Here is a 14,664-nt window from a genome sequence, read left to right on the forward strand (position 1 = left end):
TGCGGGCCGGTCCCGGTACCAAGCCCTGTCCCGGTCTTAGACTGGGGCATGGTCCGCCTCTCCATGAAGCCGCGCCGCTCCCGGATGCCCCGGCGCAACGTGTGGGCGGCTGCGGCCGTGACGGGCCTGCTTGCGCTCGTGCCGGCGTGCAGCGCAGGCGGCGGGCCGGCGCCCGGGACGCCGTCTGGAACTGCATCCGGAACAGCCTTGGAGGAAGCGCAACCGGACGTCCGGGTCACCGCTCAGGTCAACCAGCTCCGCGACAACTACAGCAAGCAGATCGTCTCGATCGAGCTCACCAATACCTCCGATACCGTACTGACCGTGGTAGGTGCGCGCCTCGAAAGTGCTCTGTTTACAGACGGGATCAGCTGGCAGCCCTCCCCGGGCGGGATCGAGCTTCCACCGGGCCAGACCAAGAGCCTCCCGGCGCAATTGCCTGCCCCGGTCTGTGAAGCCGCCGGGCGGGGCGCAGCAGCGCCCACCGTCGCCGTTCGGATTGCGCCGGCCTCAAGCCCGGCATCTTCCCCGGATTCCGCCGCCCCGGAGAGTTCCGTTAAGGCGTCGGACCCCTACGGAGTCCTCGCGCGGAACAACACCGAAATGTGCCTCTCGCAGGCGGCATACGCAGTGGCAAGATTCCGGCTGGATCCCGGTTTGGAGGTCGCACCGGACGGACGCACCGCCGTCGTGCGTCTCCTCATCACACCACGGGAAAGCGGGACGGGCAGTGATGCCGGTTCCCTGACGGTGGTCAGGATCGACGGCACAACGCTCCTGGCAGAGGATGCAGCGGACCCCTGGCCCCACGACGTCCCGGTGCGTGCCGGCGGCGAAAGCCGCGAATTCCGGCTCGGGATCCGGCCCGCGCGTTGTGATCCGCATGCCGTCGCGGAGGACAAGGTGGGGACGCTCCTGCCGCTCCGGGTGACGGTCGCGGGGCGCGATGGAGTCTTGAAAGTCGACGCGGGACCGGTGCTCCGGGGCCGGATTTATGACTTTGTGACCGCGGCCTGCACACACCAGTAGGCTGTTTGCATGTCAGCAGAGGCCAAAGCCACGGACTACAGTGCCGCCCGTATCCAGGAAACCGTCGAGCAGATCCTCACCGCGGGGGTGCTGCCGGCAATCGTGCAGGCGGGCCACCCGGTCCTGCGGCAGGTGGCCGCGCCCTTCGACGGCCAGCTCGACGCGGCCGAACTGGGGCAGCTGATCGACCTCCTGCGCAGCGTCATGCACAAAGCGCCGGGCGTGGGCCTTGCCGCCCCGCAGGTCGGCATCCCGCTGCAGATTGCTGTCCTTGAGGACGAGTTCGAGGTGGACCCGGTCGTCGCCGCCACCCGCGGCAGGGAGCCGCTGCCGTTCTTCGCGGTGCTCAACCCCTCCTACCGTCCGCTCGGGTCCCTGACCGCCGCGTTCTATGAGGGTTGCCTCTCCGTGAACGGGCTGCAGGCTGCCGTGTCCCGGCCTGCGTCCGTCCGGCTCGACTTCACGGCCCCGGACGGAAGCCGTCAAGAGCTGGACTTCAGCGGCTGGCAGGCACGGATTGTCCAGCATGAAACCGACCACCTGCACGGCATCCTGTACCTGGACCGGGCCGAACTCCGCTCCCTCACCACCAACGCCGAATACGCCGCCCGCTGGGCGCAGCCGGACATCAGCCTCGCGCGCCAGGAACTCGGCTTCCTGCCGGACCCGCAGACGCCCTGGGGCGAGTCGTCCTGACGGGCGCCGGGCCGGGGGCCGCGATGGGGCACGCCGTGGCGTCCGCGGCCTAGGATGGACACCATGCTTTCCGCGTCCCTCGCTTCCCTGCTGTGCCCGGTTTGCCGAGCCGGCTTCGTGCCGGGCGGGGACCGGACCCTGGTGTGCCGTGCGGGGCACAGTTTCGATGCGGCCAGGCAGGGGTACTTCAATTTCCTGGTCGGAAAGGGAACGGTCTTCGAAGCAGACGCCGCCGATATGGTGGCGGCCCGGTTTGAATTCCTCTCCGCGGGGCACTACCGGCCGCTGGCCGAGGCCGTGGCTGAGTTCGCCGCCCCGGCACTGGCCGCACGGCAAAACGCCGGCACCCCGGCCGTAGCCACGGTGCTCGACGCCGGCACCGGGACAGGGCACTATCTCAGGTGCCTGCTGGACCGGGCGGCTCAGGAAGGAACACTGCCTGACGGAAAGCCGATCGCGGCGATCGGACTGGATATTTCAAAGTTCGCGCTCCGCCGCGCGGCCAAGCTGAACCCCGAGGCGGTGAACCTGGTCAGTGACGTCTGGCAGCCGCTACCCGTCGCCGACCAAGCGGTCGACGTCGTCACGGTGGTCTTCGCGCCGAGGAATGCGGCGGAGTTTGCCCGGGTGCTCCGGCCCGGCGGCCGCCTCGTGGTTGTCACACCCCGGCCCGGGCACCTCGCCGAGGTGGCCGGCCAAACCGGCATGCTGGGGATTGAACCGGCGAAAGACGAGCGGCTGGCGGCCTCCCTCGAGGCTCATTTCTCCGCGGTCGGCGGCCGCGACCTCGACCTGGGCCTGGCCCTCACCCCCGCCGAGGTAGCTAGGCTTGCGCTGATGGGTCCGGCCGGCCACCATCTTGACCGGGGCGCCCTCGACGCGCTGGCTGCTGCCCTTCCCCCGCTGACTGCCGTCTCCGCCTGCTTCCGGATCAGCCTCTTCGAACCGCGCTCCTGACATTGTTCTGCCTGGAGCCGCCACGTAACGACTTGGCCACGTTGCCGAACTAGTGTCCGCGGCCCGCCGTTGTCCGCCCCCTTCGGCTTAGGATGGAAGCACAGTTACGGAGGGCCTGCGCAGACAGGCCCCCGGGGCGAAGGGGGAACGGATGTTCGACTGGCTGGCCGAAAACTGGTGGGCGTTGTGGCTCACGGGCTTCCTGGCATTCGCCGTGGTGGAGATGATCACACTCGACCTCTTCTTCATCATGCTCGGCGGCGGCGCCCTGGCCGGACTGCTCGCCGACTTCGCCGGAGCGGACCTCTGGCTCCAGATCGTCGCCTTCTGCGTCGTTTCCCTTCTCATGATCGGCTTCGTGCGGCCCGTCGCCCTCAAGCATCTGAACCGCGGCCCGGCAGAGCAGCGCAGCAACATCGAACGCCTGATCGGCGAGACCGCCCTGGTCATGGAACCGGTCACCCGCAGCGGCGGCCTGGTCAAGATCGGCGGTGACGTCTGGAGCGCGCGCTCGGAAGCGGGAGTTCTCGCCCCGGGCCAGCACGCCGTCGTCAGCGCCATCGAGGGTGCCACCGCCGTCGTGGCCCCGCAGCCGGAAACGGCCAGCCCGTAGGCGCCCCCGAAAAGGTGGCCGGACTCCGGAAAAAGACTTCCCGTCGCCAAGACGGCGGCGGGACCCACGCGGCAGAGATCCCGCCGCCGTCATAGCAGGACCACATAATTGGGGAAAAGGTGAGGTATGGATATCGCAGTCGCTATTGTGCTGCTAGTACTCGTTGCGTTCGTAATAATCGTGCTGGTGCGCTCCGTGCGGATTGTCCCGCAGGCGCGGGCCGGCGTCGTCGAACGGCTCGGCAAGTACCAACGCACCCTCAACCCCGGCCTCACCATCCTGGTCCCCTTCGTGGACCGGCTGCTGCCGCTGCTGGACCTGCGCGAACAGGTGGTCTCTTTCCCGCCGCAGCCGGTGATCACGGAAGACAACCTGGTGGTCTCGATCGACACTGTGGTCTACTTCCAGGTCACGGACGCCCGCGCCGCGACGTATGAAATCGCCAACTACATCCAGGCCGTCGAGCAGCTCACGACGACGACGCTCCGCAACGTCGTCGGCGGGCTGAACCTCGAAGAGGCCCTCACCTCCCGTGACCAGATCAACGGCCAGCTGCGCGGAGTGCTTGATGAAGCCACCGGCCGCTGGGGCATCCGCGTCTCCCGGGTGGAGCTCAAGGCGATTGACCCGCCCCACTCGATCCAGGATTCGATGGAAAAGCAGATGCGCGCCGAGCGTGACCGCCGGGCTGCCATCCTGACGGCGGAAGGCACCAAGCAGTCTGCCATCCTGACGGCCGAAGGCCAGCGCCAGTCCTCCATCCTGAAGGCTGAAGGTGACGCGAAGGCGGCGATCCTGCGCGCCGACGGTGAGGCACAGGCGATCCAGAAGGTGTTCGACGCCATCCACAAGGGGAACCCGGACAATAAGCTCCTGGCATACCAGTACCTGCAGACGCTCCCGAAAATCGCCGAGGGGTCGTCCAACAAGCTCTGGATCATCCCAAGCGAGGTGGGCGAGGCCCTGAAGGGAATCGGCAACGCCCTAGGTGGAGCGGTTTCAGGCCAGGCCTCTGACGGACTGTTCGGCCCGGATTCCAACGGCCGTGAGCCCGCCACCGCCGCGCCGGCGGCAGGTGCTGTGGGTACGGAAGCCGTCGCCCCTTCCGCCGGTCCCACTCCCCCGGCCCGTCCGCCGAGCTAGGCGCACCAGCCATCTATCCGGTATAGTTGTGTATTTGTCCGAAGGGTTCGGCCCGTCGGAACAATTACGCTTCGCAAAGCGTTGAATCCAATGACGATTCAACCGGTCTTGGCCAGTGGCGCACCACTGGGAGCAACGCAATGCACACAGTAGTCCGGCACGGCCTGACCGCCACCGGATCACGCAGGGCACGGCCCTGTGAACCGAATAGAGGGAGAAAAGATGAGCGATCGCAGCCTGCGGGGTATGCGCCTTGGCGCACAGAGCATGGAGACCGAATCCGGCGTCGAACCGGCTCCGCGTCAGCGGGTTGAGTACCGCTGCGAGGACGGCGAGCAGGTTTTCGTGACCTTCTCCTCCGAAGCGGAGATCCCCCCGGTCTGGGTATCGAAGACGGGCAAGGAAGCCTTGCTGGTCGATGGCGAACGTCCCGTCAACAGCAACGAGAAGGCCGTCCGCACGCACTGGGACATGCTGCTGGAACGCCGGTCCCTTCCCGAACTTGAGCAGATCCTCGAAGACCGTCTCACGATCCTGCGTGAACGCCGCGGCGAACGCCGCTCGGCTTAGGCGCGCGCCAGCCGCACGGCTGGCGCCCCACGGCGGAGGCCGCAAGGCTCAAGCCGTAATTTAAAAGGGCCGGGCCCGCTCCGTCGTTATTGACGGAGCGGGCCCGGCCCTTTGCTTGTCTTAGAGCGCCTTCTTGCCGGTCAGTTTGTTCCAGCGGGCCTTCAAGCCCCACCGGGTAACGTTCACCATGGCCTCGACCACGATGTTTCCGCTCATCTTTGACGCGCCGAGTTCCCGCTCCACAAAAGTAATGGGACGTTCCACGATGGTGAGCCCGAGTTTGGCCACCCGCCAGGCCAGGTCCACCTGGAAGCCGTAACCCACCGAGTCAACGGTGTCGAGGTTGAGTTTCTCCAGGGTCGCACGGCGGAACGCACGGAAGCCCCCGGTCACATCCTTGATCTTGACGCCCAGCATGATCCGGGCATAGGTGCTGCCGACGCGGGAGATCGCCTGGCGGTAGAGCGGCCAGTTGACGACGCTGCCGCCGGGAACCCAGCGTGAACCCATGGCGAGGTCGGCACCCTGCTCCACCGCCTCCAGAAGCTGGGGAAGCTGCTCGGGCTTGTGCGAACCGTCGGCGTCCATTTCCACGAGGACGTCATAGCCCTTCTCCAGGCCCCATTTGAAGCCCGCGATGTAAGCCGCGCCGAGGCCCGCCTTGCCTGCGCGGTGCAGGACGTGGACCTGGTCGTCCTCGGCGGCGATCCGGTCAGCCAGCCCGCCCGTGCCGTCGGGGCTGTTGTCGTCGACAACCAGGACGTCGGAAGCCGGCACAGCGGTGCGCAGACGCCCGAGAGTCTTGGGCAACGATTCGAGCTCGTTGTAGGTCGGGATGATCGTGAGCACACGCACAGCGAGGCCTTTCCTTGGAGGGAGCGGTCAGAACGCCGGGGCAATCGATAGCGGACACCAGGCGCAACTTCCCATTATAGGGAGTCGCGGGGCGCGCTGTGGCCTCCCCCTTCCCAGGGCAGGTCCACCCGCTTCGGGCCAGTTCCGGAAGCCCGCGAAGTGTGCCACCGGAACCGTTTTCTGCTGCGAGGTGGACCCGCCCCCTGGGATCACCCATGGCCGCAGCCAGCGCACCGCATCACGCTGCGGCGCTGGTCTAAGCCGGGGGACATCCGGAGGCTGCATGCTGCGCCACCCTCCGTTGAGCGTCAATGCTACGGACGCCCCAACATCTGTCAACCGGACCGTGACCTGCCTTTTCATTCATCGTCGCAGGCCAGCGCCGTCCGGCTGAGGTCAATGTTTCGGGCCGTTTCCGCCGTGTGTCGTGCCACCGTCCCAGGGCCGTGGCTGGGCCCTGGCAGCAGCCCAAGGCCCGGGGCCCGGGCCCCGCGTCAGGCCCCCAGGGCGCCGCTCGAGAACAGCTCGCGCCCGTCGCGGACGGTGAGCAGGCACTCCGGGTCTGAGCCGGTGTCCAGGGCCGGCAGCAGCGGCGTGCGGGCCCGGGGATCGGTGCTCCAGGACTGCAAGCGGCCGTCCGCGACCTGGACCATGAGTTCCTCGGTGTCCCACACGGCGAAGCTTGCCGGAGCCCCGGGGACCAACTGTCCCGCCATCGGATTGCGGTAGCGGGCGGCCCGCCACCCGGCCCGGGTGTGGCCCAGGAATGCTGCGCGGGCGGAAATCTGCTCCGCGGGATTGCTGTGCTCCAGGCAGGCACGGACGCTGGACCAGGGCCGCAGCGGGGTCACCGGGCTGTCGCTGCCGAAGCAGATCGGCACTCCGGCTGCGTAGAAGGAGCCGAACGGGTTCATCCCGAGTTGCCGTGACCCCAGGCGCTGCCCGTACAGCTTGCCCTCACCGCCCCAGGCCGAATCAAAAGCCGGTTGGGCACTCACCGTCACGGAGTACTTGGCCAGCCGGGCGATGGCGTCCGCGTCGGCGAGTTCCACATGCTCGAAGCGGTGGCCCGCGGCACGGACCCGCTGCTCCCCCACTTCAGCGGCGGCGCGGTCCAGGGCGTCCAGCGCCGCGTCCAGCCCGGCGTCGCCGATCACGTGGAAGCCGGCCTGGATGCCCAGCAGCGAGCACGCCGCCAGGTGCGCCGCCGCCTGGTCCACCGAGAGGTACAGGCTGCCGCGCTCCCCCGGGGCGTCGCTGTAGTCGGCGCGGAGCGCCGCCGTGCGCGATCCGATGGAGCCGTCGATGTTGAGGTCTCCCGCCAGGCCCAGCACCGACACCCCGAGGCCGTCGAGGATGGTCCGCGCGTGGTCCTCCGATGTGGCAAGCTCGCCCCAGTAGGGCAGGACCTCGGGAACGGCGGGAACGTCGAGGCTCGGGCTGTTCCAAGCGACGGCGAGCTGCAGATCCTCGGTGTTGCCGATATGCGGTGCGGCCATCTCGGCCACGGCCACGTACCCGCTCGCGGCAGCCGCGGACAGTGCCTGCTGCTGGTAGCCGCGGCGGGCGGCGGCAGGCAGGCGCCGCGCCGCCAGCCGGGCGGCCGTGTGCGCGGCGCGCTTGACCTGGCTGCCCTGGCCGTCCTGCGAGAGTCCGTCCAGCCCCTCCAGGCCGGCCGCGGCCACGAGGGCGGGGGAAACGAGTGCGGAGTGCACGTCGACGCGCGAGAGGTAGACCTTGCGCCCTCCTGCAGCCCGTTCCAGTTCCGCTGCCGACGGCAGGGCGGGGTTGGACCACTTGGACTCATCCCAGCCGTGGCCCAGGACGGTACCGTCCGCGGTGGAGCGCGCGACGGCGTCGAGCAGCTCCTGCGCGGAGCTGACGCCGCCGAGCTGCAGCGAGTCCAGCGCGATCCCTGTTTCGGTCAGGTGGATGTGTGAGTCAACGAAGCCGGGGGCGAGAAGGGCGCCGCCCAGGTCCACGACGTCCATGGACGCGTCGGCGATGGACGTGGCGGCCTGTTCGGAGCCCACCCACGCCACGGTGTCGCCGTCGACCAGCATTGCCGTGGCAAAGGGGTCGGCGGCCGTGTAGACGGAACCGTTGCGGTACAGCGTCACCTTGCGTGTTGCCGGGGACGGTGCGGGGGCGGCCGGAGAGTCGGTCATGGTGCGGAAGCTCCTTGGGGCTTGACGTGGGGCTTGACGGCGGCGCGCGCCGGCCGTGTTCGAACAAATGTCGTGGACTTAGGACGTGGCCAGGCGAGCGGGCTGCCGCCAGCCGGGACTAGGCCACCGAGGAATACGCGACGACGCCGCGCTTGACCAGCTTGATCGCATCCCCGCACAACCGGGCGACCCTGGGATCCAGGTCCGGAATTTTGGCCAGCTGGTCCAACAGGTCGATAACCTGCTTGACCCACCGGACGAAGTCCCCCGCGGCGAGGTCCGTGCCGCTGAGGACGTCCTGGAGGTGCCGGCCCTTGGCCCACTTGAAGATCGGCCACACCAGGCCCAGCTCAGGCTCCCCGGTCAGGGGCAGCTTGTTGGCTTCCTCCACGTCTTCAAGGGCCGACCACTCCCGCACTACGGTATCGACGGCGGACTCCAGCGAGACGCTCGGCATCTTGGGGCGCAAGCCGCGGTCCTCCCGCTTGGCCTGGTACACCAGGATGCTCGCCAGCGCCGCCACTTCGGCGGCGTCCAAGTCGCCGAAGGCACCCATCCGCAGGGATTGGGAAATCAGAAGGTCCTTTTCCCCGTAGATCCGGCGCAGCCGCTGCCCGTCCCGGCTGATGGTGAGCGTCCCGGAATCGGAGGTTTCGAGATAGCCGTAGCCGGCCAGCACACCGCACACCCGGTCGAAGGTCTTGGCGATGGTGTTGGTGCGGCCCTGGATCTGGCGGACAAGACCGTCCGTCTCCTGCCGGAGCTTCCACCACCGTTCGGACCAGCGCTGGTGGTCTTCGCGTTCGCTGCAGCCATGGCACGGGTGGGCCCGCAATTCACGGCGCAGCTCGGCGATCCGCTTTTCCTGGTTCGGCAGGGCCGCGGCCCGGCCGAAGTCGTCATTCCGGCTGGGCGGCGCCGGCGGCCGGTTCTCGCGGAGCGCGTTCCGGACCGACGACGCCAGGTCACGGCGGGACTTGGGCACCTTCGCGTTGAACGACTTCGGGATCCGGATCCGGGTTATCGGCGCAACGGGCCCTTCGACGTCCTGGATGCCGATCCGCCGCAGCTGGTTGTCCATCGTCATGATGGCCGGCCGGGGTTCGCGGGAATGGTGGTCGGAACTGAGCACGACCGCCAGCCCGGGCGCCCTGCCGCTGGGCACGTCCACTACGTCGCCGGGCAGCAGCCGGCTCAGGGAATCCTCCGTGAGCGATTTCTTCGCGCGGGATCCGGTTCGGGACGCGTTTTTTTCGGCGTCGGACAGCGCCCGCAGCAGCCGGGAGTATTCCGTGAAGTCGCCCAGGTGGCAGTTCATCGCCTTGCTGAAGCCGGCCAGGGATTCTTCCCTGCTCCTGACCTGCTTGGCCAGGCCGACGACGGACCGGTCAGCCTGGAACTGGGCAAAGGACGATTCCAGGATCTCGCGGGCGCGTACCCGGCCGAACTGGGCCAGCAGGTTGATGGACATGTTGTAGGTCGGCCGGAAGCTGGAATTGAGCGGATAGGTCCGGCGTGAGGCGAGGCCGGCGACGGCGGCCGGATCGGTTCCCGGCTGCCACAGCACGACGGCGTGGCCCTCGACGTCGATCCCGCGCCGGCCGGCCCGGCCGGTCAGCTGGGTATACTCCCCCGCCGTGATGTTGACGTGCGCCTCTCCGTTGAATTTGTCCAGTTTTTCGAGGACGACGCAGCGGGCGGGCATGTTGACGCCGAGCGCCAGCGTTTCGGTAGCGAAGACCGCCTTGACCAGGCCGTCGGCGAAGAGCTTTTCCACGACCTCCTTGAAGGTGGGCAGCATGCCCGCGTGGTGCGCCGCGAGGCCCCGCAACAAACCGTCGCGCCAGCTCCAGAACCCGAGGACGTCGAGGTCATCGGAGGGGATGTCCTGGGCGGCTTCGTCGACGCGGCTGGCGATGACGCGCTGCTCCTGCTCGGTGGTCAGCCACAGCCCTGCGGAGACGCACTGGGCCACCGCTGCGTCGCACCCGGCACGGGAGAAGATGAAGGTGATGGCGGGCAGCAGGTCCTGACGGTCCAGGCTGGCAATCACCTGCGGGCGGGTCGCCTTGCGGACCGGGCTGCGCGGAGCTCCCCGCGGCGCATCGTCGCGCTCGTGCTGCTGGCGCCGCTGATTGCGCCCGCCGTGGCCGAAGCGGCCGCGGAAGTTCATCTGGCTTTCCGCCCGCGCCATGGACAGGAGCGCAGGATTCACCTCGTACCCCAGGCGGGCGCCGGGCGCGAAGGCTCCCGTCGCGGCCGGGGCGTCCGCCTCCCCGGCGGGGGCGATTTCATCGAACCTCGTATCCCCGGCGAAGAGATCCACGATCTTCTTGCCCACCATGACGTGCTGCCAGAGGGGCACCGGGCGGTGCTCGGAGACGATCACGTCGGTCTGTCCGCGCACGGTGTCCAGCCAGGCGCCGAATTCTTCAGCGTTGGAGACAGTGGCGCTCAGCGAGGCCACCTGGACCTCGCTGGGCAGGTGGATGATGACCTCTTCCCAGACGGCGCCGCGGAAACGGTCCGCGAGGTAGTGGACCTCATCCATGACGACAAAGCCGAGGTCGAAGAGGGTGTCGGAGTCGGCGTAAAGCATGTTGCGGAGCACTTCGGTGGTCATCACCACCACGGGGGCGTCACCGTTAATGCTGGTGTCACCGGTCAGCAGGCCTACTTGCGAGGCGCCGTACTTCTCGGCGAGCTCGGAGTATTTCTGGTTGCTGAGGGCTTTGATCGGCGTGGTGTAGAACGCTTTGAGGCCTCGCTGCAGCGCCAGGTAGATGGCGAACTCCCCGACGATCGTCTTACCCGCACCCGTGGGCGCAGCGACGAGGACGCCGCGGCCGGCCTGCAGCGAGAGGCACGCCTCACGCTGGAAGTCATCCAGTTCGAATTCCAGCGACCGAATGAACCCGCCCAGATAGGTTTTGGCTTCTGCGGCCCGTTCGGCGCTGGCTCGGTAGCGGTCGGCCGGCGATTCAGGCCCGGGTAGTGAGGACATGCTTCCAGCCTAGTGCGCGAACGGCTACAGATTCTCCAGCTCCGAGCTCGGAGTTGCCTGGTCCGCTGTGGCTTCTGTCTCCGCATCCCGCTTGACAGCGCGCCGGTCCCGGCGGCGGTCATTGATCAGGCAGAGGCCGATGGCCGTGAAAAAGAGGACCAGCATGGGCCCGGCGAGGTAGAACATGCTCATCGCATCGGCCCCGGGAGCTGCCATCGCGGCGAACAGGCAGACGAGGAATACCGTGATGCGCCAGCTCTTGACCAGCTGCTGGCCCTTGACCAGGCCGGCGAGATTCAGGCCGACAAGGACCACCGGCAGGAGGAAGGCAATGCCGAAGGCGAGCAGCAGGCGGAGCACGAATGACAGGTAGACCTGGGCGCTGATGAAGTTCGATCCCCCCGACGGGGTGAAGTCGGTCAGCACGCGGACCGCGTTCGGCAGCACCAGCCAGGCCAGCAGCACGCCGCCGACAAAAAGCGGCACCGCGGCGGCGACAAAGGACAAGGCCAGCCGGCGTTCCTTTTTGTGCAGCCCGGGCACGATGAAAGCCCACAGCTGGTACAGCCATACAGGGCTGGCAACGATGAGCCCAAGGAAAACGGACACCTGGATCATCAGGTCGAAGGAGCTTGCCACGCCGTCGAAGTTCAGCGTGGCCTGCCTGCCCTGATGCTCGTTCAGGTCGCGGATCGGCTTGATCAGCGCCGCGAGCATCGGCTGGTAGACGAGGAAGCCGACGACTGTTCCCAGCACGACGGCGATCGCTGACTTGAAGAGCCGGTTCCGCAGCTCTTTCAGGTGGTCAAGGAGGGCCATCCGCCCTTCGGGATTAGACCGGCGGCCCATGGATACTGCCATGGGGAATTACGCGCGGTTGGGAGGCGGGACGTCGGTTCCTTCGCCCGGTCGGCCCTGGGTGCCAGGAGTCCGCGGGTGGTTCACGACCCGGCCCTCGACGGGGTCGGTTTCCGGCGTGGCGTCGGTTTTGCCGTCCTTTTTCATTTCACGGACCTCCGACTTGAAGATACGCATCGACTGGCCGAGGCTGCGGGCCATGCCGGGGAGCTTAGGAGCTGCGAAAAGCACCAGTGCCAGAACGATGATGATGATGAGATGCCAGCCTTCAAGCCTCATGACAAGAGGTCCTTTCGTTTAAACACAATCTTAGGTCTAACTGAATTCGATGTCGTGCAGCCGCTGGGGCTGGCCGCGGTCCGCCTTACGCTGGACGCGGCGCAGCCGGCGGGCCTCCCTGCGGGCCGCCTTAGCCGCCTCGTAGTCGTGCCGGACCCGGGCGGGCGGAGCGTAAACGGCGGACCCTGAGGCCAGAGCTGTCGGAGTTGCCGGAGTGCCGGGCTCGGCGGGCGCTGGAACCGGAGTGGCGGACGGCAAGTGGCCGAACCGGTCCCCCGCTTCGCCAAGTTCCTTCACCGTCGTCATGAACTTCCGGTACAAACGGACGCCGAGAACGACGAAGAACAACAGGGACAGCGCGACGAGCGCTATCCAGATTACAATCCAGGACCACCAAGGCATGCTGACCAGTCTAGCCGGGGCGCCCGCTAGTCTTCGTACTGGCCCCGGGCAGCCTCAACCCAGTCCCGCGCCGCGTCGGCGAGGTCCGCCGGCTCCAGGACCCGGACCGCGCCGCCGTGCTGTGCCGCGAACATCGGAAGCCAGCCCGGATTGCCGAAGCGGATTTCCGCGAGCAGCCCGCCCCCTGGCAGGGCCGCGGTGCGTTCCGCGTAGTAGTCATCGGCTAGCCCGATGCCCCGGGGGGCCAGTTCGACGACGACGACAGTGTCGTCGTCGTTCGGGGTGAACAGTTTCACGGGCTGGCTCTCGCCGGGAGCGGCCGTCGCCGACACCGGGTGGCCGGTGGGATGCAGCTCCTCAATCCGGTCCAGGCGGAAGTTGCGCAGGCCCTGCGCCGAGTGGCAGTAGGCCTCGAGGTACCAGGTGCTGTCCAGTGAATAAAGCCGCAGCGGGTCCACGTCGCGCTCCGAGACAGCGTCCCTCTGCGGGGAGAAATAGCGCAGGCGCAGCTGCGCGCCGTCGCGGATGGCTTCGCGGGCCACGTCAAGCGTCCGCGAGTCTTTCGGCCCGACCTCCGGGCCGGACAGGGAGGCTGCCTTCAGCCCCTCCTCCCCCGCGGCTGCCAGCAGCTTGAGCGTGACCGACTCCAGGGCGCCGCCGGCTGCGAGCTCGGGAAGGCCGTTGAGCGTTTCCAGGCCGGTCAGCAGGGCGCAGGCCTCCTCCACGGTGAAGCGCACGGGGCGGTTAAGGTCCAGGTCCTGGGTGATGAAGACGTGGTCATCGTCCCACTGGATGTCCAGCAGGTCATCCGGGTACCCCTCGGGAAGGCCCGAGCAGATCAGGATCCGGAGGTCGTCCTCGAGTTCCTTGCGGGTTATACCGAACCGTGCCGCGACCTCGCTGATGTGCAGGCCCTGGTTGTGGACCAGGAATGGGACCAGCTGGAGCATCCGTTTGAGCTGGTCCTCGGAAGTCCGTTTGTGCCGGCGTTTGGCCGGACCGGCCTCCGGAAAGGCGATCACCGGGGCTGGGGAGGACGCGAAGTCCGCCGCTGCGGCCAGCCGGCGCCGCACGGCCGTCACGAGCTCGGGCGGGGCCACAACCTTGACCCGCGGGCCGTAGGAGGCGAGTTCCTCCCCGAGGGTCTCGGCGTCACGGAACGGGACCGCCAGGCGGTCCCGGCCGGGTGCCGGTTCTCCACCGGGCTGCGCGGCAGGTTCTGCGCCGGGCTGGACCGGCCGGGCCCGCTTACGCAGCCCCAGCAGCCGGTCCGCCTCTACGTCAACCACTGCGGTCCGCAGGGGCAGCTCGGCCAGTTCTGCGAGCTCGGCGCGGACGTTGAAGCGGGCAGGCGGCGTGAATGTTTCCTTTTCGAGCACGGTCACGGCGGAGGTCAGGCGGGAAAGCCGGAAGAACCGGCGTTCCCCGCGCGTCTGGTCACGGCCGACGAGGTACCACTGGCCGAAGCGGCTGCCGAGGCCCCAGGGCTCGACGCGACGCTCCTCCTCCTTGCCGGTGCTGCTGGCGAGGTAGGAAAAGCTGACCGGGGTGCTGGGCGTGCATGGCGGTGACGAGGTCCTCAAACGCCTGTCCTGCCGGGCGGATGCGCGGCTGGACGCCGGCGGGAAGCTCGGCGTCGGACAGCCCGCCGGCAGCCTGGAGCTTGCGTACCGCGTCCAGCGCTGCGGAGCCGAGGGCGGCGTGTTCCCAGAGCTGCGCCGCCAGGATCAGGACCGTGCACTCTTCCGGGGTCAGGCTGACGTCCGGCAGTCGGTTGGAGTCCTTGCCGATCCGGTACCGCGTGGTGGCCGGGTCATCGGAGCCCCAGCCCTTGTCCGTCAGCGTCTCCACCTCGAAGCCGAACTGCCGCAGCTCCGTCTTGTCGCGCTCGAACATCCGGCCGAAGGAGACGTCGCTGCTCACCGAGTCGTGATACACCTTTTCCCGCAGCTCGCTGCGGCGCAGGCCGTACTTCGTGTTCAACAGCGCGATGAGCAGGTTCAGGAGGCGTTCAGTACGTGAGGCGGACACCTCGCTAGGGTACTTGCCCCGGGAAGAATGACAAAAGCGCGGCAACAGCCGGAAATGCT

The 14,664-nt window shown here is 68.0% G+C and carries 12 protein-coding genes and 1 pseudogene; 6 read left to right on the forward strand and 7 right to left on the reverse strand.

The window, feature by feature from the left end; all coding sequences use genetic code 11:
- Nucleotides 1-48: 48 nt before the first annotated feature.
- The 6 genes from QFZ65_RS10750 (at nt 49) to QFZ65_RS10775 (ending at nt 5,008) form a co-directional block, all read left to right on the forward strand.
- Complete coding sequence (locus QFZ65_RS10750; RefSeq protein WP_306910237.1) at nt 49-1,029, forward strand: hypothetical protein; 981 nt, start codon at nt 49-51, stop codon at nt 1,027-1,029.
- Between the two features lie 9 nt (nt 1,030-1,038).
- Entirely contained in the window at nt 1,039-1,725 is a 687-nt protein-coding gene (locus QFZ65_RS10755) for a peptide deformylase (RefSeq protein WP_306910239.1), read from the forward strand.
- A 63-nt stretch (nt 1,726-1,788) separates the two neighbouring features.
- Nucleotides 1,789-2,682 (forward strand): methyltransferase domain-containing protein, encoded by an 894-nt coding sequence (locus QFZ65_RS10760; RefSeq protein ID WP_306910240.1) that lies wholly within the window; start codon nt 1,789-1,791, stop codon nt 2,680-2,682.
- A 151-nt stretch (nt 2,683-2,833) separates the two neighbouring features.
- The gene (locus QFZ65_RS10765; RefSeq protein ID WP_306910244.1) at nt 2,834-3,295 is read left to right on the forward strand and encodes an NfeD family protein; all 462 of its coding nucleotides are present in this window, start codon (nt 2,834-2,836) and stop codon (nt 3,293-3,295) included.
- A gap of 126 nt (nt 3,296-3,421) precedes the next feature.
- Nucleotides 3,422-4,438, forward strand: a complete 1,017-nt coding sequence (locus QFZ65_RS10770; protein ID WP_306910245.1) for an SPFH domain-containing protein — start codon at nt 3,422-3,424, stop codon at nt 4,436-4,438.
- A 222-nt stretch (nt 4,439-4,660) separates the two neighbouring features.
- Nucleotides 4,661-5,008: an RNA polymerase-binding protein RbpA gene (locus QFZ65_RS10775; protein ID WP_026266329.1), complete on the forward strand. Its 348-nt coding sequence runs from the start codon at nt 4,661-4,663 to the stop codon at nt 5,006-5,008.
- Between the two features lie 120 nt (nt 5,009-5,128).
- On the opposite strand, the gene QFZ65_RS10780 is transcribed toward QFZ65_RS10775, so the two are convergent.
- The 7 genes and pseudogenes from QFZ65_RS10780 to QFZ65_RS10810 all read right to left on the reverse strand — a co-directional run bounded on the left by QFZ65_RS10780 (nt 5,129) and on the right by QFZ65_RS10810 (nt 14,605).
- Nucleotides 5,129-5,863 carry a polyprenol monophosphomannose synthase gene (locus tag QFZ65_RS10780; protein ID WP_306910255.1) on the reverse strand — a complete coding sequence of 245 codons (735 nt, stop codon included), beginning with the start codon at nt 5,861-5,863 and terminating at the stop codon, nt 5,129-5,131.
- A gap of 494 nt (nt 5,864-6,357) precedes the next feature.
- Nucleotides 6,358-8,031, reverse strand: a complete 1,674-nt coding sequence (locus tag QFZ65_RS10785; RefSeq protein WP_306910256.1) for an amidohydrolase — start codon at nt 8,029-8,031, stop codon at nt 6,358-6,360.
- A gap of 118 nt (nt 8,032-8,149) precedes the next feature.
- Entirely contained in the window at nt 8,150-11,035 is a 2,886-nt protein-coding gene (locus QFZ65_RS10790; RefSeq protein WP_306910257.1) for an RNA helicase, read from the reverse strand.
- Nucleotides 11,036-11,059: 24 nt separating this feature from the next.
- Nucleotides 11,060-11,854: a twin-arginine translocase subunit TatC gene (tatC, locus tag QFZ65_RS10795; protein WP_373427578.1), complete on the reverse strand. Its 795-nt coding sequence runs from the start codon at nt 11,852-11,854 to the stop codon at nt 11,060-11,062.
- Between the two features lie 48 nt (nt 11,855-11,902).
- Nucleotides 11,903-12,172: a Sec-independent protein translocase subunit TatA gene (tatA, locus tag QFZ65_RS10800; RefSeq protein WP_306910260.1), complete on the reverse strand. Its 270-nt coding sequence runs from the start codon at nt 12,170-12,172 to the stop codon at nt 11,903-11,905.
- A 36-nt stretch (nt 12,173-12,208) separates the two neighbouring features.
- Complete coding sequence (locus QFZ65_RS10805) at nt 12,209-12,574, reverse strand: hypothetical protein (RefSeq protein ID WP_306910262.1); 366 nt, start codon at nt 12,572-12,574, stop codon at nt 12,209-12,211.
- Between the two features lie 26 nt (nt 12,575-12,600).
- Nucleotides 12,601-14,605 (reverse strand): annotated as a pseudogene (locus tag QFZ65_RS10810) (helix-turn-helix transcriptional regulator).
- Nucleotides 14,606-14,664: the final 59 nt, after the last annotated feature.

This window comes from Arthrobacter sp. B3I9 (assembly GCF_030816935.1).
GTDB lineage: Bacteria > Actinomycetota > Actinomycetes > Actinomycetales > Micrococcaceae > Arthrobacter.

What these genes read in the sequence shown, in the direction of transcription:
- tatC (WP_373427578.1), bottom strand. Translation starts at nt 11,854, where the DNA reads ATGGCCCTCCTTGACCACCTGAAAGAGCTGCGGAACCGGCTCTTCAAG.
- QFZ65_RS10775 (WP_026266329.1), top strand. Translation starts at nt 4,661, where the DNA reads ATGAGCGATCGCAGCCTGCGGGGTATGCGCCTTGGCGCACAGAGCATG.
- tatA (WP_306910260.1), bottom strand. Translation starts at nt 12,172, where the DNA reads ATGAGGCTTGAAGGCTGGCATCTCATCATCATCATCGTTCTGGCACTG.
- QFZ65_RS10755 (WP_306910239.1), top strand. Translation starts at nt 1,039, where the DNA reads ATGTCAGCAGAGGCCAAAGCCACGGACTACAGTGCCGCCCGTATCCAG.
- QFZ65_RS10785 (WP_306910256.1), bottom strand. Translation starts at nt 8,031, where the DNA reads ATGACCGACTCTCCGGCCGCCCCCGCACCGTCCCCGGCAACACGCAAG.
- QFZ65_RS10760 (WP_306910240.1), top strand. Translation starts at nt 1,789, where the DNA reads ATGCTTTCCGCGTCCCTCGCTTCCCTGCTGTGCCCGGTTTGCCGAGCC.
- QFZ65_RS10805 (WP_306910262.1), bottom strand. Translation starts at nt 12,574, where the DNA reads ATGCCTTGGTGGTCCTGGATTGTAATCTGGATAGCGCTCGTCGCGCTG.
- QFZ65_RS10770 (WP_306910245.1), top strand. Translation starts at nt 3,422, where the DNA reads ATGGATATCGCAGTCGCTATTGTGCTGCTAGTACTCGTTGCGTTCGTA.
- QFZ65_RS10765 (WP_306910244.1), top strand. Translation starts at nt 2,834, where the DNA reads ATGTTCGACTGGCTGGCCGAAAACTGGTGGGCGTTGTGGCTCACGGGC.
- QFZ65_RS10750 (WP_306910237.1), top strand. Translation starts at nt 49, where the DNA reads ATGGTCCGCCTCTCCATGAAGCCGCGCCGCTCCCGGATGCCCCGGCGC.
- QFZ65_RS10790 (WP_306910257.1), bottom strand. Translation starts at nt 11,035, where the DNA reads ATGTCCTCACTACCCGGGCCTGAATCGCCGGCCGACCGCTACCGAGCC.